Origin of the sequence: Streptomyces sp. A0592, assembly GCF_004795115.1 — a bacterium.
Taxonomy (GTDB): Bacteria; Actinomycetota; Actinomycetes; order Streptomycetales; family Streptomycetaceae; genus Streptomyces; species Streptomyces erythrochromogenes.
Window position 1 is genome coordinate 21,002 of record NZ_SSBM01000016.1, and the last position, 26,702, is coordinate 47,703.

Consider the following 26,702-nt stretch of genomic DNA (forward strand, 5'->3'; position numbering starts at 1 on the left):
CGGAAAACACTTCGGGCGGTTCCCGGTGAACCGGAAACCGCCCGAAGGACAGGTGCGCCGCCAGGGACTCGAACCCCGGACCCGCTGATTAAGAGTCAGCTGCTCTAACCAACTGAGCTAGCGGCGCCTGCTGACAGAGAAAATACTACCCGGTCCCCAGGGGTGCTCCAAACCATTACCCGCGCAGGTACGCGAGGACCGCCAGCACCCGGCGGTGGGAGTCCTCGGCGGGCGGCAGGTCCAGCTTTCCCAGGATGTTCCCGATGTGTTTGCCCACGGCCGCCTCGGAAACCACCAGCTCCCGGGCGATGGATCCGTTGGACCTCCCCTCCGCGACCAGGCCCAGCACCTCCCGTTCGCGCGGGGTCAGCGCGGCCAGCGGATCGCGCCGCCGGCGCAGCAGCTGGCGTACGACCTCCGGGTCGACCACGGTGCCGCCGCGGGCCACCGTGCCCACCGCGTCGAGGAACTGCTCCACATGGCCGACCCGGTCCTTGAGGAGGTAGCCGACGCCGCTGCCGTCGCCGGAGTCCAGCAGGTCGGCCGCGTACGAGCGCTGCACGTACTGGCTGAGCACGAGGACGGGCAGGGCCGGGCGGGCCGTGCGCAGCTCCACGGCGGCGCGCAGCCCCTCGTCGCCGAAGCCCGGGGGCATCCGTACGTCGGTCACGACGACGTCCGGGTCGTGGGCGGCGACGGCGGTGCGGAGCGCGTCCGCGTCCCCGACGGCGGCGGCCACCTCGTGGCCGAAACGCGTCAGCAGACCGACGAGCCCCTCGCGGAGCAGGACCCCGTCCTCGGCCAGGACGATCTTCAAGGGCTCACCGGGCACGGGATCTCCAGGCTCAGGACGGTGGGGCCGCCGGGCGGGCTGGTGATCGTCAGTGTGCCATCGAGGACCGCGATCCGGTCGGCCAGTCCGGTCAGTCCGGAGCCTGCGGCCGGATCGGCGCCGCCGCGGCCGTCGTCGCTCACGTCGATCAGGAGCGCATCGCCGGTGTGCCGGGCGGTGAGGGCGGCACGGCCGGCGCCGCTGTGCCGGCCGATGTTGGCGAGGGCCTCGCAGACGGCGAAGTACGCGGCGGCCTCGACGGACTCGGGCAGGCGCGGCAGGGCGGCGGACAGGTCGGCGGCGACGGGGACGGCGGAGCGCTCGGCGATGTCGGCGAGGGCGTCGGCGAGGCCGTAGTCGGTAAGCACCTGGGGGTGGATGCCGTGGATGAGTTCGCGCAGCTCGGCGAGGACCCGGCCGGCCTCCGCGTGGGCGGTGGCCAGCCGCTCGGCGAGCGGGCCGGCCGGGGCGTCGAGGCGGGCCAGGCCGAGGGTCATGGTGAGGGCGACGAGCCGCTGCTGGGCGCCGTCGTGGAGGTCGCGCTCGATTCGGCGGCGCTCGGCCTCGAAGGCGGCGACGAGCCGGGCGCGGGAAAGGGTGACCTCGCCGAGCCGGGCGCGGAGCTCGCGCTCGCGGGGTGCGAGGAGGGCACGGGTCAGGGCGGCGCGGGCGCCGGCGAGGGCGCCGAGGAGGTGGAGGAGTACGGGCAGGAGCACGGCTCCGGCGGCGGCGAGCGCAAAGGCGGCGGGCCAGGAGGCGACCAGGCAGAGCTTGAGCACCTTGACCTCGCCGTCGACGGCGAGGGCGAGCTGGAGCGGGGTGGTGAGCAGGAGGACGGGCAGGCCGAGGAGGGCCGCTACGGCGGCGAGATCGACCCACCAGAGGACGAAGCCGTGCAGGACGGCGTAGGCGAGCTCCCGCCAGGTGGCCTGCTCGCGGTAGCGCAGCCGGGCCCAGGCGAGGAGGCCGGGCCCGGTGGGCGTGCGGTGGGGGGTGGGGGCGGGGTCGGCGTCGACGATGCGCAGGCGGCGGCGCTCGACGGCGCCGGTGGGGAGTCCGGCGAGGCCGAGGAGGGCGAGCAGGGGGAAGGCGATGACGCCGGCGGCGGCAAGCAGGACGAGGCCGAGGAGGAGGGGCGGGCCGGTGAGGGCACTGCCGGCGAGGTACCCGGCGGCGCGCCAGGGCCAGGCGGAGCGGAGGTAACGGCCGCGGGCCAGGGCCTGCCACGGGGTACGGGCGAGATCGTCCATACGGCACGCTAACCGTGTGCCGGCCGGCGGAGCCATGGGCCCAGGGGGCGGGGCGGGGGTAGGGCCGGCCCTACCCCCGGGCCCCGGCGGGCGGTTCCGATCCCCGCTGCGCGGGCCGTTTCCCGGGCGCTGTCCGGACCCGGTCACGACACGGCGCTCCGCACCCGCGCCTCAAGCGCCGGCGAGGCTGGAACTTTCAGCCTTGCCGGCGATTGAGGCGCGGGGGTTCGGGGGCAGCGCCCCCACAACGGCGGTGTGCGCCTAGTGATGCAGGAGGCCGAGGCGGCCCTGGGCCTCGTAGGTGGCGAGGAGGGCGGACCGGGCCGACGGGGTCAGAACCGTGTAGCCCCCGGCAGGGGTACGGTGCCAGACCGGGTCTTCGCAGCGGAAGCCGGCGCGGCGGAGGGCCACGCGGTGGACCTTGTTCGTCGCGGTGACCGGCATCTCCGGGACGATGCGGACGTAGCGCGGGGCCATCTTCGTGCCCAGGTCCGGCTGGCGGGCGAGGAAGGCCTCGAAGGCCTCCGGGGAGAACACGGCGCCGTCCCGGAGGGACAGGGCCGCCATCACCTGGTCTCCGGCCACCTCGTCCGGGACGCCGTACACGGCCACCGCGGCCGCGTCCGGCCAGCGGGCCAGGATGTTCTCGATCACGGCCGCGGCGAGGTTCTCACTGTCGACTCTGAGCCGGTCGTCGGTGCGGCCCGCGAAGTAGAGGAAGCCCGCCGCGTCGCGGAAGAAGAGGTCGCCCGTCCAGTACCAGCCGTCGCGGGTGCGGTCGGCCTCCGCGTCCGGGTTGCGCCAGTAGCCCTCGAACAGGCTGCGGCCCCGGTTGACGAGTTCGCCGATGGCGGCCGTGCCGTTGAGGAGGCGGCCGTCACCGTCCAGGACGGCCGGAGGGCATTCGGCGCCCGTCTCCGGGTCGATCACCGCCAGGTCGTCCCCGGCGCCCGCCCTGCCCAGGGCGCCCGGCGGGGTGTCGGGGGTCCGCTGGACGGAGGCGCCGCCCTCCGTGGCTCCGTAGCCCTCCACCAGGCGGACCCCGAAGCGGGTCGCGAAGCGTGCCGCGTCCACCGCCCCCGCCTCGGTGCCGAAGCCGAGCCTCAGGCGGTGGTCTCGGTCGTCCGGGCGGGGTTCGGTGGCCAGGAGGTACTGGATGGCCCGGCCGACGTAGGTGAAGTAGGTGGCGCCGTGGGCCTGTACGTCGTCCAGGAACGCCGAGGCGGAGAAGCGCCGGCGCAGCGCGACCGCGGCGCCCCCGACGAGTGCGGGGAGCCAGTCGGCGATGACGGCGTTGCCGTGGAAGAGGGGCATGCAGACGTAGTGGACGTCGTCCGGCCCGACGGAGAACTGGCGCGCCAGTGAGGCCCCGGCGGCGGCGAGGCGGCCCTGGCTGCAGATCGCGGCCTTGGGGGCGCCGGTGGAGCCGGAGGTGAAGTAGAGGAGGAGGCGGGAGTCGGGGCCGGGGGCGCGCAGTGCGGCCTCGCCGGGCTTTGCGGCGGCATAGGGCGCGAGCAGGGCCTCGTACTCCTCGGTGCCGGTCACCAGGACCCGTACGCCGGGCAGGTCCAGGCCGCGCAGGAGGGGCAGGTGGGCGGGCTCGGTGATCAGGAGCCGGCAGTCGGTGTGCAGGATGTCGCGGGCCAGTTCGGGGCCGCGCCGGGTGGGGTTGATCCCGGCGACGGCGGCCCCGGCCAGGGCCGCCGCGCCGAGCCAGAACGGGAACTCGGGGGTGTTGTCGAGCAGGACCCCGAGGTGCGGCTCGGCCTCCGCGGGCATGAGGTCGACGAGGAGCGCGGCGCGTGCGGCGGCTTCCTGGGCGGTCCGGTGGTGGGTGAGGACACCTTCCTCGTGTTTCAGCCCGGGCCGGTGGTCGCCCCATTGGCGCGCTATGAGCTCCGCGACGGTTTCGGGTGCTGTCGTCGTCCGCATGCCGCCGGAGGGTAGCTGGCGTACCGTCAGAATTGAACGTCCGAGCAGGCGTAGAAGGCCATCGGGGTGTCGTTGACGGTCCAGACCGCCAGGATCAGGTGCCGGCCCGACTTGCCGCTCGGCATGGCGCCCTGGTGGACGGTGGTCATGGCGGGGCGGGCGCCGTTGTAGGCGACGGTGAGGAAGGGCTGGGGTTCGAGGTCGGCGCGGGTGAGGGCTTTGGTGCCGGTCCAGCCGTTCTTGGTGACGTAGTACTTGAAGTCGGTGGTGGAGTGGTTGGCGGTGAACTGCCACCGGAAGGCGTAGCTCTGGCCGCTGGTCACCTTGGTGGTGGGCCAGGCGCCGCCGCGGGGGTTGTCGAGCTCGGCGAACTGCGGGAGGCCTCCGGCACATATCTTGCCGTCGGCGGGGCCTGCGGCCGGGAAGCCCTTGAAGCCCTCGACGCTCTGCGGCTCCCACTGGATCGCGCCACAGTCGGACACGGCCTTGTTGGCGCAGAGCTTCTGGCGGCTGATGGGGGTGTCGGTGTAGCCGTGACTGCTGGCGCTGGGGGCGCCGATGAGGGTGATTCCGGCGACGAGGCCGAGGCCGAGCGCGGCGACGCCGGCCCGTCCGGGCATGCGGACGTTACGCATGATGCTCCTTGAACGTGGGGGGAGTTCCGTGAGAGCGCGCGCGTGTGTGGGGATTAGGTCTAGACCAAGTCCCAGATTATTGACGAGAGTTGGCCATGTCCATACCAATGAGGAAACGGGTGGTCCGGTCGCTTCCGGCCACCCGTTTCCCGTGGTGATGCGTGCGTGACGCGTGTCCCGCTATTCGGTGCGGCCCGTGTAGAAGGCGACCGTGAGGTCCTTCACGAGGACCTTGCGCTCGTAGTCGTCGAGCTCGACGAGTCCGCGCGAGGTCAGCCGGTGGACGGTGTCGTCCACAGCGTCCACGACCGAGGTCAGCACGGTGTCCCGGTGCTTGGCGTCGATCGCGGCGACCCGGCGGCGGCGCATGGCCTCGGCGACCTCGGCCGCGTACTCGATCCGGGTCGGCTGGGCCGAGAACACCTCGATCCCGACCGCCTCGGTCTCGGCCGCCAGCATCCGGGTCAGCGCGTCCCCGACGGCCTCGGCGTCGCGCAGGGTCGGGGCGTCCTCGTGGAAGGCGTCCGCCGGGAGCTGGGACAGGACCCGGGCCATGGCCGACTCGACCTGCTCGGCGAGGTACTCGGTGTGGTCCGCGACGGCGAGTGTGGCCCGGGCGGTGTCCTTGACCTGCCAGACGACCTGGACGACGACCTGGAGGGCGAGACCGCCGGAGTCGACGGCGGGCATCGGGTCGCTGCGCCAGTGGCGCAGGCGTACGTCGACCCGGCGGCGCAGCAGGAGGGGGCTGACCCAGGTCAGGCCGGTGCGGCGGACCGTGCCGCGGTAGCGGCCGAAGAGGGTGAGCACCCAGGCGTGGCCGGTACGGGCCCGGCCGAGGCCGCCGAGCGCCACGAGGGCGACGATGCCGAGGAAGGCGAGCGGCGGCCAGTGGGTGGCGCGCAGGCCGTGGTAGGCGCGGGGGGCCGCGCCGAACGCGGCCGCGAAGGCGTCGGGGACGGCCCCGGCCCGCCAGAGCACTGCCGTGCAGCCGGCCAGGGCGAGGCCGCCGACGGCCACGCCGACCCAGCCGGGCAGCACCGGACCGCGGTGCTCGCGGAGGCGGTCGTCCCCGCGGGGGACCCGGCGGCCGGGGGCGGGACGCGCGGGACGCGCGGGCCTGGGCGTGGCGGCGGGCTCGCGCTTCGGCAGGAGCGTGGTCGACGCGGCCCGGAACGGGAGGCTCACCGGTACCTCGGTGACGGCGGTGCCGCGGTGGGGGGCGCAGACGTGCGGGAGGTCCTGCGTGTCGTCGTCCTCCATGGCGCGCGCCACCGCCTGGGCGACGATCTCGGCGACGCCGGGGCCGGGGCCGGGCACGCCGGAGTTCGGCGCGGTGTCGGGTTCCTCGTGCGGTTCGTCGTCCTCGTGCCGCGGGTGCGGGTGCGGGATGTCCGGGCTGCCGGACTCGAAGTCGGCCCAGGCGTGATCGGGCTCGGGCTCGGACTCCCCCCGCGCCGCGGGCACCGCCGCTGCCGCCGGGCCGGAGGCGGGAACGGCCTCGGGCTCCACCGAGCGGGCGACGGGCGCGTTCCCCGCCGTGGCGGCCGGCGAGCCGTACGGGATCCGGGGCTCCAGCGGCTCCGCCGCGCGGGACGCAACGTACCCGGCGAACGCCGTCGGCACGGCCGAAACCGGCGCGGGAACGGCCTCGGGCTCCGCCGCCAGGGGCCCAGCCTCACCGGCAGGCGCCGGAACGGCGGGCCCGGTCGGCGGCTCTGCCGCCCGGGGCGGGGCGTACGTGCCGAGCGGTACGGCGCGCGGGGCCCCCACCGCGGGAGCCGCCCCGTCACCCGGTTCCTCCGGCGCGGTGCTCGGTGCCGCCGCGGGCGCCGTAAGAGCGGCGGGAACTGTCTCCGGTTCACCCGCCGGGGCGCCCTTCGGCTCCGCCGGCGACCCGTATCCGGCCGGGGCCGCCGATGCCGCGGACGGCGGGATGGAGGCGGGTGCGGCCGCCGGGGCAGTCGGCTCGGCACCCAGGTACCCCGCAGGGGGCGGGGGCGAACCGGCGGGAGCCGATGCGGCGAGCCGGGCCGGCGGCGCCGGCGGACCGAACCCGAACGGGGCCTCCGGCGGCGCCGGCTGCCGGGCGGGCCTGGTCGGCGGCTCCGCCGCCCAGGGCGCCGCTTCCGCGGCCGGGACCGGTACGGGCGACGGGCCGGAGCCGGGCACGGCCCCCAGGCCGTCCGCCCGCGGCGAGGCCTCCGCGGCCGGCGCCGGGGCGGGGGGCTCGGCTTCCCGGTCCGCTGCCCAGGGCGAAGCCTCAGCGGCCGGGGCCGGGGCGCAAGGCACGGCGCTCGGGGGCGCCGCCCACGACGAGGCCTCGGCGGCCGGGGTCGGGGCACACCGCTCGGCCCCCAGGTCCGCTGCCCAGGGCGAAGCCTCAGCGGCCGGGGCCGGGGTGCAAGGCACGGCGCTCGGGGGCGCCGCCCACGACGAGGCCTCGGCGGCCGGGGTCGGGGCACACCGCTCGGCCCCCAGGTCCGCTGCCCAGGGCGAAGCCTCAGCGGCCGGGGGCGTCGGCCGCGGCGGAGCCTCCGCGGCCGGGGTGGGGGGCTCGGCGTGCGTCGGCGGGGCCGGAGCGGGTGGGGTGCGGAGGGACAGCGTCGGGGTGGTGGTGGCCCAGCCGAAGGAGGTCGGGGCGGGCGAGGGCGCGGCCGGTACGCGGAGGGTGCCCGTCGTCGAGGTGGTGCGCGTGGGAAACATCGTTACCTCCGTCATGCGAACAGCCGGCGCCAGGTTTCCGGGCCCGGGTAGCCGTTGGCCGCGGCCCCGCGCCAGCCCTGCGCGCGCTGGAAGGCCTCGACGTTGCGGCGGTCGGCCTCGCCCCAGCGGGCGCCCGGGCCGGACGTGTAGTACTTGCCGAAGCCCTTCTTCACCAGCTGCCGGCCGAGGGCCTCGACGGCAGGGTGCGACTGCCCCGGGCGGAACACCGCGGCCCCCGGGTAGGCCCGTACGCCGCCCGGGCCGGGCGCCGCGCCCACCAGCGGCGCGATGTTCTTGCCCTGCTTGTCGACGAGCAGGCGCCAGGTGTGCGCGCCGGGGACGCCGTCGGCGTCGGCGCCCGTCCAGCCCTGCGCGCGCTGGAACGCCTGGGTGGCGAGCCGGTCGTGGTCGCTCCACGTCCGGTCGGCCACCCCCTTGGGGTAGAAGCGGTACGCGCCCCGCTCGATCAGCATCCGGCCCAGCTGGGCCACGTGGTCGTTGACGGCGCCCGGGGCGAACTTGGCCGCGCCCGGGAAGGCCTTGGGGGCGTCGCCCGGCTTCGGGCCCGCCGCCGGCGGTTCGGGGGCGGGCACGGCGCCCGGGACCTCGGGGACGATGCCGCCCGTCACCCCGTTGAACCGGTAGGGGACGTACTTCGCCGAGTTGGCCCAGTACCCGTAGGGCGTGGCCAGCCTCCGCGTCGTGGGGCGCGTCTGCTCGTAGGCGACGTAGTGGGTGCGCGTCTCGTCGACCCAGCCGCCGAAGAGGACCACGTGCGAGCCGTTGTTGGGGTCCGCCGGGTTGTGGAAGAGCAGCATGTCCCCCGGCAGCAGCTGGTCCTTCGTGATCTTGGTGGCGAACTTGTCGAGGCTGCCGGTCCACTCGTTCGAGCCGAGGTTCCAGGCCATGGAGACGTAGCCGGAGCAGTCCTGCCGGTAGCCGTCCGACCAGTACGCGGACATGCTGTAGGGGACCTCCGCGTCCAGCCACAGCTTCGCCCTGTTGATGATCGTCGTGCGGTCGATCCGCTTCACGACCCCGGGCCGGCCCGGGGCTCCGGGGCTGCCCGGCTTGCCCTGCGGTCCGTGCAGGGGGGTGCGGCCGCCCTGCGGGCTGCCGGGGTCGTCGCCGGCCACCGGCCCGGCGGCCGGCGTGCTCAGGGCCACGGCGGTCCCGGTGCCGCCGCCGAGGACCACTCCGGCGGCGGTGGCCAGGACCAGGGCCCGGCGTGCGCCGCGCGCGGCGGGGTGACCGCCGTCCCGGAGCGGTATGGCGCTGGCACGGGCGAGGGCACGGCGGCGCTGGGCGCATCCCCGGCACACGCAGTCGCCCGCGGGCTCGTACTCCTCGAAAGCGGGCATCGGCATCTGCACATGCGTCGGGGGCTGCATCGTCATGCGGTTCCGTCCACTCCCCTGCTGTTCCAGTGGTCGACCGGGACCACACCTGATAAAGCATCAGATGCGGTCGGCGCAGACATATCGTGCACGATAAACTGCCCAAACATGGGTTAATCGGACAGGGCGGGCGTGGCTGGTCACGAGCACCGCAGAGGTGGGGTAGAGTTTTCCCTGTCAGCAAGCGCCGCTAGCTCAGTTGGTTAGAGCAGCTGACTCTTAATCAGCGGGTCCGGGGTTCGAGTCCCTGGCGGCGCACAGACGGAGGAAGCCCCTCACAGCGAAAGCTGTGAGGGGCTTCTTCGTTCTCCGGGTGACGCGCACGCCGGAGAACCCCTAGACCGTCGTCGTCCCGGGGCGGACTCCCACGCCCGTCAGGTAGGCGGAGACCACCACATTCGCCGTGTACTCCTTGGCCGCCTTGTCGTACGTTCCCCCGCAGGTCACCAGCCGCAGTTCCGCGCGGCCCCGCACGCGGGGACCGTACGCCTTGTGCGCGTCGAAGGCCGCCCGCTCGTAGACCCGTACGTCCTCGATCGTGAACTCGGCGACGGAACCGTCCGCCCGCACCACCCGCACCTTGTCACCCGGCTGCGCCGAGCTCAGGCCGTAGAAGACAGCCGGCTTGGAGCGCGTGTCCACGTGCCCCACCATCAGCGCCGTCCCCGCCGCACCCGGCTGGACGCCCTGCCCCCACCAGCCCACCGTGCCCGGGCTGTCGTACGGCGGCGGATCGATCGCCCCGTCCTTGTCCAGGCCCCGGGAGACCACCGGGGCCTGGATGCCTATGGACGGGACGTCGACGCGCTGCGGCAGCGATCCCGCGACGGGCGCGTGCGCGGCCGGCAGTCCCGCGCTCAGCGCCCCGCCGGCCTGCCCGGAGAGCGGGGCCGGCGCCACGGTCAGCTCACGGCCCCACAGCCACAGGCCCAGCACCAGCACCGACCAGGCCGCGAAGGTCAGCATCCGGCCCCCGGCGGAGGCCTTGGCCCCGTCCGTCCGCCACTGCTCGCTCACGCGGCGCCCGCCTCATTCGCCGCTGCGCCGACGGCGCAGGGCCAGCGCCCGGCCCGCGACGGCCAGCGTGGCCACCGCGGCGAGCACGGCGCCGATCACGGTGTGGGGCAGCCCCGGGCCGTCGCCGCCGGTGTGCTCCTTCTTCGCCGCGGTGAGCAGGCCGGGGGCCTCGGCCGGGCGGTCCGCCATACCGCCGCCGCCCGCGTGGACCGGCCAGATCGGCGATGCGTGGTGGGAGGGGTGGCGGTAGGCGGAGATCTGCACGGAGCCGGTGAACTTCTCGTCGCCGTCGCAGTACACCCGGACGGCGTGCCAGCCCGGTGAGGCGTGCGAGCTGATCATCGCGTCGCCGTAGAGCGGGCTGCGGCGCCCGCCGTCCCGCCCGTAGAGGTCGGCGTCCGACACGAAGACGGAGGACTTGGCCGCCCCCTTGTTGCCCTCGCAGCCGTGGACCCGCAGCTTGACCTGCGCGCCCGGGTTGGCCGGGTTCGGGTCGACCGCGATGCTGCCGCGGTCGCCCCGGTCCTCCTCGCCCGCGAGGGCTGTGGGCGCGGACACGACGGTCACCGCGGAGAACGCCGCCAGGGCGGCGGCCACGGCGGCGGTGCGGACAGCGATCGGAACACTGCGCATGGTGAACCTCCTCGACAAGGAGATTCACGCGCGGCGCGCCGCTCCGCATCCGGAGCGGCGCCGTACGTGTCAGCCGTACGCCCCAAACGCGGTACGCCCGGACGGCCGTACGTCAGACCAGGTCGACCAGGTCCGCGATGGAGGCGACCGTCTTGGTCGGGCGGTAGGGGAACTTCTCGGTGTCCCGCTCGCTGGTCAGACCGGTCAGGACGAGGAAGGTCTGCATGCCCGCCTCCAGGCCGGCCAGTACGTCGGTGTCCATCCGGTCGCCGATCATCGCGCTGGTCTCCGAGTGCGCGCCGATGGCGTTGAGGCCCGTACGCATCATCAGGGGGTTCGGCTTGCCCGCGAAGTAAGGCTGCTTGCCGGTCGCCTTGGTGATCAGGGCGGCGACGGCGCCGGTGGCCGGGAGGGGGCCCTCGGTGGAGGGGCCGGTCTCGTCGGGGTTGGTGCAGATGAAGCGCGCCCCGGCGTTGATCAGGCGGACCGCCTTGGTCATGGCCTCGAAGCTGTAGGTGCGGGTCTCGCCCAGGACCACGTAGTCGGGCTCGTGGTCGGTGAGGACGTAGCCGATGTCGTGCAGGGCGGTCGTCAGACCGGCCTCGCCGATGACGTACGCCGTGCCGCCCGGGCGCTGGTCGTCGAGGAACTTCGCGGTGGCCAGGGCGGAGGTCCAGATGTTCTCGACGGGAACGTCCAGACCCATGCGGGACAGGCGGGCCTTGAGGTCGCGCGGGGTGTAGATGGAGTTGTTGGTCAGTACCAGGAAGGGCTTGCCGGAGTCGCGCAGCCGCTTGATGAAGGCATCGGCGCCCGGAATCGGGGTGCCCTCGTGGATGAGGACCCCGTCCATGTCGGTGAGCCAGGATTCGATCGGCTTGCGCTCTGCCACTGGACTGTTCTCCGCTCTCGCTGACCTGCTGCCTCTGGTCTGTACCACCCTATCCGGGCCGGGCTGTGGACGTCCTTGCCGTCCACAGCCCGGACGCCGGGGGCCCGGGGCGGGGGTCCTGGGGCGGGGGCCGGACGATCAGCCGAGGCGGACGTTGTCGACGGTCCAGAACCAGTTGTTGTTGCCGCTGTAGCGGAAGCGGACCTGGACGTCGGTGGCACCGGCCGGGACCTGGAGGGCGATGGAGTCGGCCTTGGCGACGGCGTCGGCGGTGTACGTCTTCACCACCGCCGGGGCCGCGCCGTTGTAGGAGACGAGGACCTGCGCGGTCTGACCGGCCTCGTGGCGGTAGTGCGTCTGGAAGGCGAGGGTGCGCGTAGTGCCGCCCGCGACCGGCCACTTGGGGGTGACGAGGGTGGAGTCGAAGGTGCCGGTGTGGGCCTTGTCGTCCCACTCGTCGGAGTCGGCGACGGCGAAGACGTCACGGGAGCGGACGTTCAGCTCGCGCCACTGGTCGCGCTGCGACTGGGTCCAGAACTCGTCGGTCGCGAACGCCCAGCCGGCCCACTCGGTGACACCGCCCGTGCCCATCTTCGAGTTGTCCACCGACCAGCCGGGGGGCGGGGTGTGCGTGAAGCCCTTCACCCCGGCCGGGATGCCCGTCTCGTCCACGCGGGCCTGGAGGGCCGGGCGTACGGTGTCGAAGGGGTCGCTGTCCGGGGAGCCCAGCGGGACGCCGTCGATACCGGGGGCGGCGACGCCGAGCTGGGCGAGGGCGGTCGCGGCCACGTCGGCCAGTTTGACGTCGTCGCGGACCGAACCGGCGGGGATCCCGGCGCCCTTGGCGATGACGAAGGTGCCGCGCTCGGCGATGGTCGAGCCGCCGTGGCCGCCGGTGGGGACGTGGCCGTGGTCGGTGGTGACCAGGACCTTCCAGTTCTCCTGGCCGTACGTCGGGCGGTTCTGTACGGCGGTGAGGAGCTGGCCGACCAGGGCGTCGACGCGGGCGACGGCGTCGAGGTACTGCTGGCTGGCGGCGCCGTCGGAGTGGCCGGCGGCGTCGATCTCGCCGAGGTAGACGAAGGCTGCGTCCGGGTTCTGGGTACGCAGTTCCGTGGCGGCCGCGGCGGCCACCTTCGGGTCCTCGTTGCGGTAGCCGTCGCGGTCGCCCTTGAGGGAGAGGCGCTTGTCGACCTTGGCGGAGAAGATCGGGCCGTTCTGGTCGGTGGAGGTGATCGGCTCCCAGTCGGCGGCCGCGTACGTGTGGAGAGCCGGCTTGGCGTTCTCGATGCGGGTGAGGAAGTCCGGGTGCGCGGCGTAGTTCTTGCCGATGAAGGAGTTGTCCCTCACGCCGTGCTTGTCGGGCCAGACCCCGGTGGCGATGGTGGACCAGCCGGGGCCGGAGGAGGTGGCGGCCATCGGGCCCGCGTAGAGGGTGCTGCGGGCGGTCAGACCCTGGGCCATCAGGCCCTGCAGGTGGGGGGCGTTGGCGGCCTTGACGCGGTCGAGGACCGCACCGTCGACGCCGATGACGAGGACCTTGGCGGTGGTGGCCGCCGCGGCGGCGGGGGCGGTGTGGGCGCCGAGGGCGGCGGCGAGCAGGGCGGTGGCGGTGGCGGCCACGGCGAGGGTGCGTCCGGCAGGGACGGCAGGGGACACGAACTCCTCCGGGAGTGATCGTGGGAATGGCGCTGGGGACATGCGCCGGGCCCGGACCGAAGGTGCGGTCTTCGGTCCAGACCCGTTATGCATCAGTCACTCTGCCGGTCGCAGTGGCCGGGAGGGTGGCCTGGAAGCAACCAGTCAGCTTCCGGTTGCCGACTTCCACGCGTCGACGTAGGCGGTGAGGTTCTTGTCGATGTCCGCCCAGTCCGGCTCGAACACCTCGACACCCGTCATGAGCCTGGTGAGTTCGACGGCGTTGGCGTCGGTGGGCTTGACGTCGCTGCGGGCCGGGAAGCCGCCGCCCACCTCGCTGACCAGCCTCTGCGCCTCCTCACTCAGCAGGTGGTCGAGGAGCTTCTTGCCGTTCTCGGAGTGCGGGGCCTTGGCGACCAGGCCCGCCGCGTACGGCAGGGCGAAGGTGGTGGGCCGGCCGCCTTCCTTCGCGGGGAACCAGATGCCCAGGTTCGGCATGGACTTGGACTGCGCGAAGTTCATCTGCACGTCGCCGTTGGCGACGAGCAGCTCGCCCTTGTCGGTCTTGGGCGCGAGCTTGCTGGTGGAGGAGGACGGGCCGACGTTGTTGGCCTGGAGCTTCTTCAGGTACTCCATCGCCGACTCCTTGCCGCCGAAGTCGTGCATCGACTTGATGAGAACGGCGGTGCCGTCGCCCGCGACGCCGGGCGTGGAGTACTGCAGCTTGCCCTTGTAGCGGGCGTCGAGCAGCTCCTCCCAGGTCTTGGGCTCCTCGGCGAGCTCCTTCTTGTTGTAGACGAAGCCGAAGTAGTTGTTGACGACCGAGGTCCACTTGCCTCCGGTGGACTTGTCCGCGCCGTTGACCTTGTCGGCGCCCTGGGGCACGTAGGACTGGAGCAGGCCCTTGCCGTCGGCCTGCTGGATGAAGGGCGGCAGGGTGATCAGCACGTCGGCCTGGGTGTTGGTCCTCTCCCGGACGGCGCGCTGGACCATCTCGCCCGAGCCGCCCTCGACGTACTTGACCTCGATGCCGGTCTTCTTGGTGAAGTCGGCGAAGACCCGGTCGTACCAGCCGTCGCCCTTCTCGCTCTTGAGGCCGTCGGCGCTGTAGACGGTGACGACCTTCTCGGCGCCCTTGGAGCCGGCCGGGTCGGCCGGGGAGGAGCCGCCGCAGGCGGTGAGGGAGGCGGCGAGGGCGAGGCTTCCGGCGACGGCGGCGGCGCCGCGGAGCACGCGGATTCTGGGCATGGAACTTCCTTACGGGGAAAGGGAGTCAGCGGTGCGGTGATCAGGGGAGCAGCGGGGTCGGCGGGGTCAGCGGTACGAGGCCCTGGTGCGGACGCGGGAGACGGCCAGCAGGACCAGCAGGGTGGTGGCCATCAGGACCACCGCGACGGCGGAGCCGCTGAAGAGCGAACCGCGGTCGGTGGCGGTGAAGATGCGGACCGGGAGGGGCATCCAGTCCGGCGGGTAGAGCATCATCGTGGCGCTGAGCTCGCCCATGGACAGGGCGAAGCAGAGGCCGGCGGCGGCCGTGAGGGACGGCAGCAGGAGGGGGAGCCGGACCCGCCACAGCACGTACGCGGGGCGGGCTCCGAGGGAGGCCGCCGCCTGCTCGTAGGCGGGGTCGAGCCGGACGATCGCGGCCGTCACGGACTGGTGGGCGAAAGCCGTGACGAGGACGGTGTGGGCCAGGACCACGATCGAGGCCGTGCCGTTGAGCAGGACGGGCGGGCGGCTGAAGGCGACGAGCACGGCGAGGCCGACGACCACGGACGGCACGGCGACGGGCAGCATGAACAGCGCGTCCAGGAGCCGCTTGCCCCGCTTCTTCAGCGCCGCCCCGGCCAGCGCGGCCCAGGTCCCGACGGTGAGCGCGAGCAGGCTGGCGGTGACGGCGGTGACCAGGCTGGTGGTGAGGGCCTGGACGGATTCGCCGCGCACGGCTGCGGCGTAGTTCTCGGCGGTCGGGCCGGACGGCAGGGCGCCGGACCAGTGGGTGGCGAAGGACGCGGCGACCACGACGAGCAGGGGCAGCGCGAAGAGCGGCAGGAAGAGGAGGCCGAAGAGGCTCCAGGCGGCCCAGCGGCCGGCCTTGCTATGCACCAGCACGCTTGCTCACCACCCGGTAGAGGCCGAACAGGCCGACGGAGATCGCGATGTTGACGACGGCGACCACGCAGGCGGCCGGGTAGTCGGATTCGAGGATGGCCTTGCCGTAGATGAGCATCGGCAGGGTCGTGACGTCCTTGGCGCCGGTGAACAGGACGATCCCGAACTCGTTGAGGCACATGACGAGGACGAGGCTGCCGCCGGCGCCGAGGGCCGGGAGGGCCTCGGGCAGGATCACCTGCCGGACGATGCGGGCGGGGCGGGCACCGAGACCGGCGGCGACCTCCAACTGGGCGGTGTCCAGCTGGGAGAACGCGGCGAGGAGCGGGCGGATCACGAAGGGCGTGAAGTACGTGATCTCCGCGAGGAGGACGCCCCAGGGGGTGGTGAGGAAGCGGAAGGGCCCCTCGGCGGCGCCCGTGAACTCCGTGACGAGGCCGTTGGCCATGCCGACGGTGCCGTAGAGGAAGAGGAGGGCGAGGGTGATGAGGAAGGAGGGGAAGGAGAGGAAGACGTCGATGAACTTCGCGACGGCGCGGGCTCCGGGGAACGGCACGAAGGCGATGATCAGCGCGAGCGCGAACCCGAGGATCAGGCAGCCGAGCGTGGCCCCGACGGCCAGCAGGACGGTGGTGCCGAGGGCGTCGTGGAAGGCCCGCGACCCGAAGACGCGGGCGTAGGCGTCGAAGGCGCCATCGCCGCCGTCGGGGGTGAGGGACTGCTGGACGACCAGCGCGAGGGGGTAGAGGAACAGCAGCGCGAGCACGGCCACGGGCGGCAGCACCCATAGGCTGCGCGGCACCGCCCATCCCTTCCGTGCCCGTTCCGGGGCCGCGGTGCCCCCTGCCGTGCCGGAGGCCGGGCCCTCCAGGCGGTGGTCCGGTGCCGCACCGGACGGGCGGCCGGGGGCGGGAACTCCCGGGCCCCCGTTGCGCCGCGCGGATGCGGCGGCGCCGATCGGGTCCGGGCCCGTCGGCCCGGTCCCCATGGCTGACCCACGGGCGCCCTCCGGCCCGGAGGCCGGGGCTGCGTCGGGCGCGGTGGGCGGTGGTGGGGGCGGCAGGGATCGCCGCGAGGCGTCAGGCACGGGTCACCCCTGCCGCCAGCAGCACGGCGTCGCGCGGCTCGAAGTGCAGGGTGACCCGGTCCCCCAGCGCGGGCGTCTCCCGCAGTTCGGGGAGGTCCGCCTTCACCCGGTGGCCGTCGACGTCCACGTACAGCCGGTGCGTCGAGCCCCGCCACTGCACCTCGGCGATGGTGCCGCTCAGCGCGTTCGGGCCGGCGCCGAGGCCGAGCAGGTGCGGACGTACGCACAGGGTGGCCGAGGCGCCCGGCGCCGCGCGCCCGCGGTCGAGGGCCAGCGCGCGGCCCTCGAAGACCGCGCCGCCCTCGGCCACGGTGACCGGGAGCAGGTTCGCGTTGCCGACGAAGGACGCGGTGAACTCCGTACGCGGGGCCCGGTACAGCTCCTGGGGTGTCCCGCAGTCCTGGAGCCGGGCCCGGTCCATGACGGCGATCCGGTCGGCCAGGGTCAGGGCCTCCACCTGGTCGTGGGTGACGTACAGGATGGACACGTCGGGCAGTTCGCGGTGCAGCCGGGCCAGTTCGGCGAGCATCCCTGAGCGCAGTTGCGCGTCGAGGGCGGACAGGGGTTCGTCCAGCAGGAGCACGCCGGGGCGGATGGCGAGGGCGCGGGCGATGGCGACGCGCTGCTGCTGGCCGCCCGACAGCTCGCGCGGGTAGCGCCGGGCGTAGGCCGCCATGCCCGTCATCTCCAGGGCCTCGGCGACCCGGCCGGGTATCTCGGCCTTCGGCGCCTTCTGGGCCCTGAGGCCGAAGGCGACGTTGTCCTCGACCCGCATGTGCGGGAAGAGGGCGTACTGCTGGACGACCATGCCGATGCCGCGCTTGTGCGGCGGGAGCGTGGTGACGTCCCGGCCGCCGATGAGCACCCGGCCCGCGACGGGGCGTACGAAGCCGGCGACCGCGCGCAGGGCGGTGGTCTTGCCCGAGCCGGAGGGGCCGAGGAGCGCCATCACCTCGCCCGGCTCCACGGTCAGGTCGAGGCGGTCCAGGACGGTGTTGCCGTCGTAGGCGACGCTGACCCCGTCGAAGCGGATGCCGCTCACGCCGACTCCGCGAGGAGGTGGGGGAGTTCGGTGACGGAGTCGAGGACGTGGGTCGCGCCGCTGCGCGTCAGCGTGGCGCGGTCGTGGGCGCCGGTGAGGACGCCCGCCACCGTGCCGGCGCCGGCGCGCCGCCCGCTGAGCATGTCGTAGGCGGTGTCGCCGACGACCACGACGTCGGTCACGTCGGCCACGGCGCCGGTGCGCAGGAACGCGGTCAGCACCATGTCGGGGTAGGGGCGGCCGCGGCCGCCCGCGTCGGCGGGGCAGAGGGTGAGGTCGGCGAGGTCCTGCCAGCCGAGGGCGTCGAGGATGGCGTCCTGGGTGACGCGGGCGAAGCCGGTGGTCAGGGCGACGGTCCGGCCGTCGGCGCGGAGCTCCTCGATCACGGCGCGGGCGCCGGGGACGGGGGTGACGAGGCCGCCGTCGACGAGCTGCGCGTACGCCTCCTCGAAGGCGGAGTTGGCGCGCCGGGCGCGTTCCTCCGTGCCGAAGAGGTGGCGGAAGACGGAGATCTTGGACTCGCCCATGGTGGCGAGTACGTACCGGAGCTTCTCGGCGTGGTCGGGGGTGCCGGGCTCTACGCCGAGGCGCTCGGCGGCCCGCCCGAAGGCGCGCTCGACGAGGCCGCCGTCGGCGACGGTGGTGCCGGCCATGTCGAGGACGACCAGCCGGCGGGGGTCGGGGGTGCCGGAGGCGGTGTTGATGGTGGTGTCGGTCATCGGAGTTACCAGCCCAGTTCGTTCGCGGTGGTCTCGGCTATGGCGGGCGAGCAGGTCATGCCGCGCCCGCCGGGTCCGGTCACCAGCCAGACGCCGTCGGCGACCTGCTGGCGGTGGACGACGCGGGAGGTGTCCGTGCACTGCGCGTACACGCCCGCCCAGCGGTGCCTGATCTTCGGCAGGGAGCGGCCCAGGAAGGACTCGACGACCTCGGTGAGGTGCTCGTAGGGGTCCTCGAGGGTGTCGAAGGCGAAGGGGTGCTCGTATTCGTGGGTGTCGCCGATGGTCAGCCCGCCGTCGCGGCGCTGGACCATCAGCAGTTGCATCTTGTGCGCGGCGGCGGTCGGCGCCTGGGCCTGGCCGGCGTTCAGCTCGTCGAGGGCCGCGGACCGGTAGGCGGGGTAGTAGCGGAAGCTGTCGGCGTCCGCGACGGAGGTGGTGAGCTCCTCGCCGAGCGGGGCGGTCTGCATCATCTGGAGCCGGACCCGGCGCACGGGCAGGTCCGGGGCCAGTTCGCGGACCAGCCCGGAGAGCCAGGCGCCGGTGGCGAGGATCACCGCGTCGCCGCGGTGCACGTCGCCGTGGTCGTCACGGACGGCGCCGGGGCCGGTGACCACGCGGACCTCGCGGCCGGGGAGGAAGGTGTAGCGGCCGCCGGCCCTGGCCTGCAGGGCCGCACGCAGGTGCAGTTGGGCGGTGCGCGGTTCGACCGCCGCGTCCCGCCGGCACCACAGGGCGGCTTCGAAGTCGCCGCGCAGGGCCGGGTTGATCCTGCGCGCCTCGTCGGCGCCGACCAGTTCGTAGCCGCGGGCGGCGGCGTCCGGGCGGGCCAGGGCCGCCTCGGCGACGGCGTACTCGAGGGCGTTGCGGACGGGGGTGAGGGAGCCGATGGCGCGGAAGCCCAGCCCGGGCACCTCCGAGCCGATGCGCTCCCAGAGCTCGCGGGCCCGCAGGGCGGTGTCGAGCTCCTCTCCCCCGGCCCGCCCGCTGACCCAGATCTGGCCGAAATTGCGCAGTGAGGCGCCGCGCGCCTCGGCCTCACGCTCGATCTGGACGACCTCGTGGCCGCGTTCGACTGCTTGCCAGGCGTGCATGGTGCCGACCACGCCGCCTCCGACGACTATGACTCTCACGCCGCCAACGGTGGGCGCGGACCGTGACCCGGGTGGGTCGGCCCGGCGACGCGCCGGTGAACAGCCCTCGACGTTTGGACTAGACCCGTTATCTTTTTGTGACTTCACTACGCCCCTTTTCGGTTGGTACGGGGGTTACCGCCGGGCTATTCGGCCCGCAGGCGAGTCGTGAAACTGAACCGGTCACCACGGTAGAGCGAACGCACCCGCTCCAGGGGCCTGCCCTCCCGGTCCCACGAGAAACGGTGGATGAGCAGCATGGGAAGGGCCGGCGGGGTGCCGATCAGCAAGGCCTCGCGGGGGGTGGCGAGCACGGTCTCCAGCTTCTCGTCGGCCTCGCCGAAAGAGATGCCGAGGCTGTCGCGGAGATAGCCGTAGAAGGAGGAGTCCGGCTGGAAATCGGTGTTCAGGCGGGGGGCGCGGGCCACCCGGACGTACGTGCTCTCCAGGCCGACGCGCTCGTCGTCGGCGAGCAGGACCCGCTCCAGGTGCCAGACGGGCTCGCCGGGCTCGGCCCCGATGCCGGACGCGAGGTCGGGCGGGCAGGGGAACTGCTCCAGCCCGATCAGCTGCCGGCCCGGCCGGCGGCCCTGGCGGCGCACGCCCTCGGTGTAGCTGGCGAGGGAGAGCGGCTGTTCCAGTTTGGGCCCGGCGACGACGGTCCCGCGGCCGGAGCGGCGCAGTCGGCCCTCCAGCAGCAGCTCGCGCAGGGCCTGCCGGACGGTCTCGCGGGACACCTCGTACCGCTCGGCCAGATCCCGCTCGGTGGGCAGCGTCCCGCCCTCGCCGAGCTCGTCGAGGACCTCGGCGATCCGGGCCTTGACGGCGTAGTACTTGGGGATGCGGCCGTGCTCGGGGATGCCGGACCGCACGGGCGAGCCGGGGCGGTGACCCTGGAGGTTCTTTTCCACAACGGGACTCTATGCGGGCCGGCCGCGACCGCCGTACGGGACTGCGGGCGCGGGCGGGGTCAGTGCGCGCGGGCGCGGATGCGGAGCCTGCGGGCCCCCAGCAGCAGGCCGCCGCCCGCGGCGAGGGCGGCCACGGCGCCCGCGCCGTACACCCACTCGCGGGGACCGGTGTGGGCGAGGGAACCGCCCTCGACGGAGTCCTCGGACTGCTCGACGGAGAAGCGGTAGCCGCCCGCCTCACCGATCCAGTCCCCGTCGTCGCCCTTGCGCTGGACGAGGGCGGCGTCGGCGACGACCTCACCGGTGGGGGCGTCGGGGGCGAAGGCGAGGGAGACCTTGACGGTGCGGGTGCCGCCGGGGCCGACGGTGAAGCCGGGGAAGGCGTCGCCGCCGTCGAAGACGGCGATGATCTCGTCGCGGTCGCTGCGTTCGAGGCCGGCGGGCAGGGTGCCGCTCGGGGCGTCGAACTCCATCCGCAGGTGGGCGGGGCGCAGGGTGCGGGCCTTGTCGGTGAGGACCACGACGGGGTGGATGGCCGTGCACTCGGAGTCGGTGGTGTTGGTCAGGTCCAGGTACCACGTCTGCGGCTCGCCGCCGGTGCGGTACACCGCCGGGCCGCCGCGGATGCGCGCCCCGATGGGGAAGGCGGAACTCTTGCCGTCCCCGCAGGTGGCCTGGACCCGGGACGGCATCGCGGGTGCGGGGCGGGCGCCGCCGCCGGTGCCGATGTCCGCGCCGGCGCTGGGTGCGGTGGTGACGGCCAACACGGCGGAGAGGAAGGCGGTGAGGGCAAGGGCTTTGCGCAGTCGCATGGAAGGCCTTCGCTGCTCGCCGGACAGGACGATGGTCGGACGAGGTGACAATCACCCCGGCCTGCCCGCACCCTCCCACGCATGCGCGAACCGTCACCGCACACCACGCCTGAGTCGTTCCGGTTTACGCCCGAACGGTGCAGGCGTCAACCCCCACCCCACCAGCCCGACCAGCCCCACTGGCCACATCCAGCCCCTGACCACATCCAGCCCCACTGACCACATCCAGCCGCGCCGCACCATCCAGCCCCGCGGGCATTCGAGGCGCGGGGGCCCGGGGGGCAGCTACCCGCGCCCGAACACCGGCGTCAGCGCCATCTCCGCCGCCCCCTCCGCCACACCCGCCCCCGCCAGGGCGACCACCGGCCGGGCCGGATCCAGCGCGCGGGCCGCGAGAACGGCTCCCACACCGGCCACGAAGACGTCCGGCGCCGCCGCCACCACACGCCCGCCGAGCAGCACACGGTCCACGTCCAGCAACGCCACCAGGTTCGCCGCGGCCTCGCCCACGATCCGTGCCGCCTCGGGAACATCGCCCCGAGCCACGGCCTCCAGGCACAGCGCCTCGACGCAGCCGCGCGCCCCGCACCGGCACCGCGGGCCGTCCAGCAGGAGCACCTGGTGACCGAACTCCCCCGCCGCCGAGCGGGCACCCCGGTAGACACCGCCGCCCAGCCACAGTCCCGCGCCGAGCCCGGTCCCGATGTGCAGGTACACACACGTACGGGCCCCACCCCCGGCATACACCTGCGCGCCCTCGGCGCCCTCCGCATCCGGCCCGACGCCCACGCCGCGCCCGGCATACGCGCCCGCGCCCGCATGCACATCCGCATCCGCATCCGCATCCGCATCCGCATCCGGCCAAGTCGCCCGCAGCCACGCCCCGGCGGCCGCGGCCGCACCGGCGTTCGTGTCCTTGTCCAGCAGCACCGGCAGGCCCAGCCGCCCCTCCAGCACCCCCCTCAGCGGAAAGTCCTTCCAGCTCGGGAAGCCCGTCACCCGCCCCATCACCCCGGCCCGGTGGTCGAGCGGCCCCGGCGCGGCGACCCCGACGCCCAGGAGCGGCGGCCCCGACGGGTCGCCGACCCGCGCGACCGCCCGTACGACGGCCTCGACCGCCGCCTCCGGTCCGGCCCCGAAGTCGAGCGGGCCGCCGCTCTCGGCGACGACGCGCCCCGCCAGGTCCACCCGTACCGCCAGGAGCTCGTCGCGGTCCAGGTGCACTCCGACGGCGTGCCGCGCATCCGGCACCAGCCTCAGCAGGGTGCGCGGCTTGCCGCCGGTGGACGCGGCGCGGCCCGCCTCCGCGACCAGGCCGTCCGCGCCGAGCCGTGCCGTGATCTTGCTGACGGCCTGCGGGGTGAGCCCCGTACGGGCGGCGAGTTCCGTGCGGCCGAGGCCGGCCGGTCCGGCGGCGCGCAGCAGGTCCAGCACCAGCGCGTCGTTGTGGCCGCGCAGCGCCGGCAGGTTCACCCCGCCGCGCCGGCCGTAGACGTCCCTGTGGCCGCTGTTCCCGCTCCCGCGGTTCCCGCTCCCGCTACCCCTGTTCACAGGCCCATTGTCCACCTTCCTTGCACTTCGGCAACACTGTTGCCAAAGTGGTCCCCATGAGCACCCCCGCCTCCACTGCACCACTTCGCGTCGGCGTCATCGGCTACGGACTCGCCGGTTCCGTCTTCCATGCCCCCCTTGTGGCCGCCACGGACGGACTCGTCCTCGACACGGTCGTCACCTCCGACCCGGACCGGCAGGCCCAGGCCCGCGCGGAGTTCCCCGACGTCCGCACCGTCCCCACCGCCGACGAGCTGTGGGAGCGCGACCTCGACCTCGTCGTGATCGCGTCGCCCAACAAGACGCACGTCCCGCTCGCGACCATCGCCCTCGAAGCCGGCATCCCGGTGGTCGTGGACAAGCCGCTCGCCGCCACCGCCGCCGAGGCCCGGGCGCTCGCCGCCCTGGCGGACCGGCGCGGAACCTTCCTCTCCGTCTTCCAGAACCGCCGCTGGGACAACGACTTCCTCACCCTGCGCCGCCTCCTCGCCGACGACGAACTCGGGGAGATCCAGCGCTTCGAGTCCCGCTTCGAGCGCTGGCGCCCGCAGCTGAAGGGCGGCTGGCGCGAGTCGGGCGCCCCGGAGGAGATCGGCGGTCTGCTGTACGACCTCGGCAGCCACGTCGTCGACCAGGCACTCGTGCTGTTCGGGCCCGCCGTACGGGTCTACGCGGAGACCGACGCGCGCCGCCCGGGCGCCGAGACGGACGACGACACCTTCATCGCCCTCACCCACGCCGGCGGGGTGCGCTCGCACCTCTACGTCAGCGCGACCACCGCCCAGCTCGGACCGCGGTTCCGCGTGCTCGGCTCACGGGCCGGCTACGTGAAGTACGGCCTGGATCCGCAGGAGGGCGCCCTGCGCGAGGGGCTGCGGCCGGACGGGCGGCTGCCCTGGGGCGAGGAGCCCCCACACCTGTGGGGGCGGGTGGGCTCGGGCGAGTCCCCGCTGACCGGCGGCGGAGCCCCGGTGCCGACCGAGCAGGGCGACTACCCGGCGTACTACGCGGCGGTGGCGGACGCCCTGCGCACGGGCGGGCCCGCCCCGGTCACGGCGCACGAGGCCGCGCACTGCCTCGACGTACTGGAGGCGGCCCGCATGTCGTCCCAGGAGGGCGTGGCGGTGGAACTTGCCGCCACCGCCGGGCCCGGGGCCGCGTGACGTCCCCGCAACGCGGAAGCGGGACGGGCGGGGCAGCCACGATGGCGGCCCCGCCCGTCCCTCACTCCTGCCGTACCGTCCCCCGCACCGGGGCGGCTACGCGCTCTTGAACTCCTGGCGCTGACGGCCGAGCCCCTCGATCTCCAGCTCCACGACGTCACCGGCCCGCAGATACGGCTTGGGCTCCGGCTGGCCCATCGCCACACCGGCCGGCGTGCCGGTGACGATGACGTCGCCCGGGTACAGGGTCATGAACCGGCTCAGGTACCGGACGACCTCGCCGACCGGGAAGATCTGGTCAGAGGTGCTGCCGTCCTGCTTGAGCCCGCCGTTGACCCACAGCTTCACGTCCAGGACCTGCGGGTCCGGGATCTCGTCGGCGGTGACCAGCCACGGTCCGAGCGGGGTGAAGGTCTCGCAGTTCTTGCCCTTGTCCCAGGTGCCGCCGCGCTCGATCTGGAACTCGCGCTCCGACACGTCGTTGACCAGCACGTAGCCGGCGACGTGCGCCAGGCCCTGCTCCGCGGAGTCCAGGTAGCGGGCGGTGCTGCCGATGACGACGCCGAGCTCGGCCTCCCAGTCGGTCTTGACGCTGCCGCGCGGGATCAGGACGGTGTCGTCGGGGCCGACCACGGTGTCCGCGGCTTTCAGGAAGAGGATCGGCTCGGCCGGCGGCTCCGCGCCGATCTCCGCCGCGTGCCCGAAGTAGTTCAGCCCGATGCCCACGATCTTGCCGATGCGGCCGACCGGCGCACCGATGCGCAGCCCTTCGGCGTCCAGGACCGCAAGCTCACCGGACTCGGCCGCGTCCCGCACCCGGGACAGCACGGAGTCGTCGGCGAGCAGCGCGCCGTCCACATCCGTGATCAGGCCGGACAGGTCCCGCAGGGTCCCGTCGTGGTCGAGCAGCGCGGGGCGCTCCGACCCGACCGGTCCGACACGCAGCAGCTTCATGGGCATTCTCCCGTGGTCGTGGGTGGTTCGGCCCATGGGCATGCCCCGGGCCGGACGATGGGTTGCGGCCATCGGAGGATTGGTCGATCCTCCAAGATGTCCACCCAATCCGCAAGACCCTGTTCACAGACTGGAACGCGCTGCTCCGTCGGCCGGCCGGTCGGTGGTGGTGGCGGTGGCGGTGGTGGTGGAAGCGGCGGTGGCGGCGGCGCGTGCCGCGACGCGCGCCTTGCGGTGCTCCAGCCAGACCCGCTCCGCCACCGACCAGGCGGTGGTGGTGAGCAGGTAGAGCCCGGCGGCCAGCGGCACGACGGCGGCGGTGACGAGCGTCCCGAAGGAGAGCAGGGGCAGTACGCCGCCCAGCTTGCGCATGGCCTCCTGCTGCTCGGCACTCAACTCGGGCAGACCGGTGGCCCCGACCCCGGCCGCAACGCCGGCACCGGCCTTCTTCACCGGCTTCTTCGGGGCGGCGGCAGCGGCTGCCGCGGCGGCCGCCGCCGACCGGCGCCCGCGCACGGCACTCCAGGCGGCCACCACCGCGATCGCCCCGAACAGCGCGAGGAACACCAGCCCCTGCGCCCCGAACGGGCCGCCCTCCCCGAGCGCGTCGGTCCACCGGGCCCCCAGCGGCGCGGCGAACAGCCGGTGGCTCAGCAGCTCGTTCCCCGAGGTGAACGCCTGGTACATGAGGAAGAACACCGGCAGCTGGAGCAGCAGCGGCAGGCAGCCGGCCATCGGGGTCGCACCGCGGAAGGCGGCCCTGCTCAGCGGGTGCAGGGCGAGCCGTACGAGCACGGTGAACAGCACGATCGCGGCAGCGGTCGCGGACTTGGCCAGCACCGGCTCCAGGAACCGGCCCAACTCGGCAACAAGGTGGGTGAAAACGGACACGTGGGCCCTCCGAAGGGACTCGTCGAACGTCGAAAGAAGTGCATTTCGGCGTGACGACCCACGAGGGGCGACAACAGTGATCAGTCAGCAGAAGGCGAGGAGAACTGCGCGCCCCTACGCGGCCGTCGGGACGAGACGGCCGGGCGCCCTGGGCCGCGACCGGCCCGAGGCGTCGGGATCGCGCTGCGGCAGGAAAGCCGTGCGCTGCTCGCGATCACGGATCGCGGTGCGTATGCGGTGCGGCGGCACGGGCCGTACGAGCCGTGCGGCGGCGGCCAGGGCCTCGGCGCCCACGGAGACGGCGGCGACGGTCGCGGCGAGGGCGACCACCACGGCGCCCAGCCCGCTCTCCCCGGCGAACAGGCCGAGGGCTCCCCCGACCAGCACCAGCGGGAGCAGCACGGAGAGGACCGCGGCGATCCGGGTGGCGGCGGACGTGAACGTGACGTCGAAGCGTCGTGACCGACCCACGCGAACCTCCTCCTCTCCCTACGCTGTTCCCGATCGATGGTAACCGGCCCCGCCGACAACGGCGGAGGGCGGTCACGACCGGTCACGACCTGAGGGTCCCCCAGACCACCAGCCGGTACTTCGAGCTGTACTCGGGCGTGCAGGTGGTCAGGGTGATGTAGGCGCCGGGTTCGGAGTACCCGTGCCCCGGCTTCACCACGCTCCGCGGCACCGGCGCGATCACCCCGGTGTCCCGCTCGGTCGTCTCGGTCAGGATCTTCCCCACCACGTATGTGTACCTGCGCCCCCGCATGTCGACGATCAGCTCCTCGCCCGCCCGCAGCCGGTTGATGTACCGGAACGGCTCGCCGTGGGTGTTGCGGTGTCCGGCCAGCGCGAAGTTCCCCCGCTCTCCGGGTCCGGCGGTCCCGGGGTACTGCCCCACGTACCCCTTGTCGAGGACGGCCCGCTTGTCGATGCCCTGCGCGACGGGGACGACGAGACCGAGACGCGGAATGCGCAGGACGGCGTACACCCCGGCCGCCCGCTCGGAAGGAGCCGGCACGGGCGCGGAGGAAGCGGAGGGACCGGGCGAAGAAACAGGAACACCGGAGGAGGGCGGATCCTCCCCAGAGACCCCCTCCGGGACCGAGACCCCTTCCGGGACCGAGGCCCCCTCCGGGACCGAGGCCCCCTCCAGCGCCCAGGACTGCTCAAGGGACCGGACCTGCTTCTGCGCCGCGGCGGCGGCCTGCCGGTTGGTCCACCACACCTGGTGCACCACCAGCAACATCACCACCACGCCCACGGTGACGGTCAGCTCGGCGGTCGCCCACAGGACCCCCACGAGACCGGCCCGGCGCGCCCGCCGGCCCCTCCCCTGAACCACCACAGGTATGTGATCCCGCACGGGCGGCACCCTAAGTCCTCCCCCGTCAACTGACC

General features: G+C 73.9%; 24 protein-coding genes and 2 tRNA genes. 2 read left to right on the forward strand and 24 right to left on the reverse strand.

Annotated features, from left to right (window positions below; genetic code table 11):
- Nucleotides 1-53 precede the first annotated feature (53 nt).
- The 7 genes from E6U81_RS22445 to E6U81_RS22475 all read right to left on the reverse strand — a co-directional run bounded on the left by E6U81_RS22445 (nt 54) and on the right by E6U81_RS22475 (nt 8,722).
- A tRNA-Lys gene (locus tag E6U81_RS22445) sits at nt 54-127 on the reverse strand.
- Nucleotides 128-175: 48 nt separating this feature from the next.
- Nucleotides 176-832, reverse strand: coding sequence for a response regulator transcription factor (locus tag E6U81_RS22450; protein ID WP_136231890.1), 657 nt, complete (start codon nt 830-832; stop codon nt 176-178).
- A complete protein-coding gene (locus tag E6U81_RS22455) occupies nt 814-2,082 on the reverse strand; it encodes a sensor domain-containing protein (protein ID WP_136231891.1) in 1,269 nt (422 codons plus the stop codon). The genes E6U81_RS22450 and E6U81_RS22455 overlap by 19 nt, the downstream gene beginning before the upstream one ends.
- A gap of 261 nt (nt 2,083-2,343) precedes the next feature.
- Nucleotides 2,344-4,014: a long-chain-fatty-acid--CoA ligase gene (locus tag E6U81_RS22460; protein ID WP_136231892.1), complete on the reverse strand. Its 1,671-nt coding sequence runs from the start codon at nt 4,012-4,014 to the stop codon at nt 2,344-2,346.
- 26 nt (nt 4,015-4,040) lie between these two features.
- Entirely contained in the window at nt 4,041-4,634 is a 594-nt protein-coding gene (locus tag E6U81_RS22465) for a lytic polysaccharide monooxygenase (RefSeq protein WP_136231987.1), read from the reverse strand.
- Between the two features lie 195 nt (nt 4,635-4,829).
- Nucleotides 4,830-6,275, reverse strand: a complete 1,446-nt coding sequence (locus E6U81_RS22470) for an SPFH domain-containing protein (protein WP_240803953.1) — start codon at nt 6,273-6,275, stop codon at nt 4,830-4,832.
- A gap of 1,091 nt (nt 6,276-7,366) precedes the next feature.
- Nucleotides 7,367-8,722 carry a peptidoglycan-binding protein gene (locus tag E6U81_RS22475; RefSeq protein ID WP_136231989.1) on the reverse strand — a complete coding sequence of 452 codons (1,356 nt, stop codon included), beginning with the start codon at nt 8,720-8,722 and terminating at the stop codon, nt 7,367-7,369.
- 214 nt (nt 8,723-8,936) lie between these two features.
- On the opposite strand from E6U81_RS22475, the gene E6U81_RS22480 reads away from it, so the two are divergent.
- Nucleotides 8,937-9,010 (forward strand) — tRNA-Lys (locus tag E6U81_RS22480).
- A gap of 78 nt (nt 9,011-9,088) precedes the next feature.
- Here E6U81_RS22480 and E6U81_RS22485 read toward each other — a convergent pair.
- The 13 genes from E6U81_RS22485 to E6U81_RS22550 form a co-directional block, all read right to left on the reverse strand.
- Nucleotides 9,089-9,718 (reverse strand): class F sortase, encoded by a 630-nt coding sequence (locus E6U81_RS22485; protein ID WP_136231990.1) that lies wholly within the window; start codon nt 9,716-9,718, stop codon nt 9,089-9,091.
- Between the two features lie 63 nt (nt 9,719-9,781).
- Nucleotides 9,782-10,402 carry a hypothetical protein gene (locus E6U81_RS22490; protein WP_240803954.1) on the reverse strand — a complete coding sequence of 207 codons (621 nt, stop codon included), beginning with the start codon at nt 10,400-10,402 and terminating at the stop codon, nt 9,782-9,784.
- A gap of 112 nt (nt 10,403-10,514) precedes the next feature.
- On the reverse strand, nt 10,515-11,294 hold the full coding sequence (locus tag E6U81_RS22495) for an HAD-IIA family hydrolase (RefSeq protein WP_136231893.1): 780 nt from the start codon (nt 11,292-11,294) through the stop codon (nt 10,515-10,517).
- A gap of 138 nt (nt 11,295-11,432) precedes the next feature.
- Nucleotides 11,433-12,953 carry an alkaline phosphatase family protein gene (locus E6U81_RS22500; RefSeq protein ID WP_240803955.1) on the reverse strand — a complete coding sequence of 507 codons (1,521 nt, stop codon included), beginning with the start codon at nt 12,951-12,953 and terminating at the stop codon, nt 11,433-11,435.
- Between the two features lie 144 nt (nt 12,954-13,097).
- A complete protein-coding gene (locus E6U81_RS22510; RefSeq protein ID WP_136231894.1) occupies nt 13,098-14,180 on the reverse strand; it encodes a 2-aminoethylphosphonate ABC transporter substrate-binding protein in 1,083 nt (360 codons plus the stop codon).
- A 66-nt stretch (nt 14,181-14,246) separates the two neighbouring features.
- Nucleotides 14,247-15,044, reverse strand: coding sequence for an ABC transporter permease subunit (locus tag E6U81_RS22515; protein ID WP_136231895.1), 798 nt, complete (start codon nt 15,042-15,044; stop codon nt 14,247-14,249).
- Nucleotides 15,031-15,846: a 2-aminoethylphosphonate ABC transporter permease subunit gene (locus E6U81_RS22520; RefSeq protein ID WP_240803956.1), complete on the reverse strand. Its 816-nt coding sequence runs from the start codon at nt 15,844-15,846 to the stop codon at nt 15,031-15,033. Before E6U81_RS22520 ends, E6U81_RS22515 begins: the two co-directional genes overlap by 14 nt.
- Before the next feature lie 277 nt (nt 15,847-16,123).
- Nucleotides 16,124-17,173, reverse strand: a complete 1,050-nt coding sequence (locus tag E6U81_RS22525) for an ABC transporter ATP-binding protein (protein ID WP_136231896.1) — start codon at nt 17,171-17,173, stop codon at nt 16,124-16,126.
- Nucleotides 17,170-17,892, reverse strand: coding sequence for a phosphonatase-like hydrolase (locus tag E6U81_RS22530; RefSeq protein ID WP_136231897.1), 723 nt, complete (start codon nt 17,890-17,892; stop codon nt 17,170-17,172). Before E6U81_RS22530 ends, E6U81_RS22525 begins: the two co-directional genes overlap by 4 nt.
- A gap of 5 nt (nt 17,893-17,897) precedes the next feature.
- Nucleotides 17,898-19,025, reverse strand: a complete 1,128-nt coding sequence (locus E6U81_RS22535; RefSeq protein ID WP_136231898.1) for a TIGR03364 family FAD-dependent oxidoreductase — start codon at nt 19,023-19,025, stop codon at nt 17,898-17,900.
- 146 nt (nt 19,026-19,171) lie between these two features.
- Entirely contained in the window at nt 19,172-19,936 is a 765-nt protein-coding gene (locus tag E6U81_RS22540) for a GntR family transcriptional regulator (protein WP_136231899.1), read from the reverse strand.
- 59 nt (nt 19,937-19,995) lie between these two features.
- Nucleotides 19,996-20,748, reverse strand: coding sequence for a hypothetical protein (locus E6U81_RS22545; RefSeq protein ID WP_136231900.1), 753 nt, complete (start codon nt 20,746-20,748; stop codon nt 19,996-19,998).
- 285 nt (nt 20,749-21,033) lie between these two features.
- Complete coding sequence (locus E6U81_RS22550) at nt 21,034-22,221, reverse strand: ROK family transcriptional regulator (RefSeq protein ID WP_240803962.1); 1,188 nt, start codon at nt 22,219-22,221, stop codon at nt 21,034-21,036.
- 134 nt (nt 22,222-22,355) lie between these two features.
- Between E6U81_RS22550 and E6U81_RS22555 the strand changes: the two genes are divergently transcribed.
- Nucleotides 22,356-23,462, forward strand: a complete 1,107-nt coding sequence (locus E6U81_RS22555; RefSeq protein ID WP_136231902.1) for a Gfo/Idh/MocA family oxidoreductase — start codon at nt 22,356-22,358, stop codon at nt 23,460-23,462.
- Nucleotides 23,463-23,558: 96 nt separating this feature from the next.
- Here the strand turns inward: E6U81_RS22555 and E6U81_RS22560 are convergent, their stop codons facing one another.
- The 4 genes from E6U81_RS22560 to E6U81_RS22575 form a co-directional block, all read right to left on the reverse strand.
- Nucleotides 23,559-24,416 carry a fumarylacetoacetate hydrolase family protein gene (locus tag E6U81_RS22560; RefSeq protein ID WP_136231903.1) on the reverse strand — a complete coding sequence of 286 codons (858 nt, stop codon included), beginning with the start codon at nt 24,414-24,416 and terminating at the stop codon, nt 23,559-23,561.
- A gap of 123 nt (nt 24,417-24,539) precedes the next feature.
- Nucleotides 24,540-25,307: a YidC/Oxa1 family membrane protein insertase gene (locus E6U81_RS22565; RefSeq protein WP_136231904.1), complete on the reverse strand. Its 768-nt coding sequence runs from the start codon at nt 25,305-25,307 to the stop codon at nt 24,540-24,542.
- A 114-nt stretch (nt 25,308-25,421) separates the two neighbouring features.
- A complete protein-coding gene (locus tag E6U81_RS22570; RefSeq protein WP_240803963.1) occupies nt 25,422-25,709 on the reverse strand; it encodes a DUF6412 domain-containing protein in 288 nt (95 codons plus the stop codon).
- Between the two features lie 151 nt (nt 25,710-25,860).
- Nucleotides 25,861-26,646, reverse strand: coding sequence for a class E sortase (locus E6U81_RS22575; RefSeq protein WP_346766164.1), 786 nt, complete (start codon nt 26,644-26,646; stop codon nt 25,861-25,863).
- Between the last annotated feature and the right edge of the window lie 56 nt (nt 26,647-26,702).

Excerpts from the sequence above, each read along its gene's own strand:
- E6U81_RS22455 (WP_136231891.1), bottom strand. The coding sequence starts at position 2,082 with ATGGACGATCTCGCCCGTACCCCGTGGCAGGCCCTGGCCCGCGGCCGT.
- E6U81_RS22460 (WP_136231892.1), bottom strand. The coding sequence starts at position 4,014 with ATGCGGACGACGACAGCACCCGAAACCGTCGCGGAGCTCATAGCGCGC.
- E6U81_RS22465 (WP_136231987.1), bottom strand. The coding sequence starts at position 4,634 with ATGCCCGGACGGGCCGGCGTCGCCGCGCTCGGCCTCGGCCTCGTCGCC.
- E6U81_RS22475 (WP_136231989.1), bottom strand. The coding sequence starts at position 8,722 with ATGCCGATGCCCGCTTTCGAGGAGTACGAGCCCGCGGGCGACTGCGTG.
- E6U81_RS22485 (WP_136231990.1), bottom strand. The coding sequence starts at position 9,718 with ATGCTGACCTTCGCGGCCTGGTCGGTGCTGGTGCTGGGCCTGTGGCTG.
- E6U81_RS22490 (WP_240803954.1), bottom strand. The coding sequence starts at position 10,402 with ATGCGCAGTGTTCCGATCGCTGTCCGCACCGCCGCCGTGGCCGCCGCC.
- E6U81_RS22510 (WP_136231894.1), bottom strand. The coding sequence starts at position 14,180 with ATGCCCAGAATCCGCGTGCTCCGCGGCGCCGCCGCCGTCGCCGGAAGC.
- E6U81_RS22530 (WP_136231897.1), bottom strand. The coding sequence starts at position 17,892 with ATGACCGACACCACCATCAACACCGCCTCCGGCACCCCCGACCCCCGC.
- E6U81_RS22545 (WP_136231900.1), bottom strand. The coding sequence starts at position 20,748 with ATGCGACTGCGCAAAGCCCTTGCCCTCACCGCCTTCCTCTCCGCCGTG.
- E6U81_RS22555 (WP_136231902.1), top strand. The coding sequence starts at position 22,356 with ATGAGCACCCCCGCCTCCACTGCACCACTTCGCGTCGGCGTCATCGGC.
- E6U81_RS22560 (WP_136231903.1), bottom strand. The coding sequence starts at position 24,416 with ATGAAGCTGCTGCGTGTCGGACCGGTCGGGTCGGAGCGCCCCGCGCTG.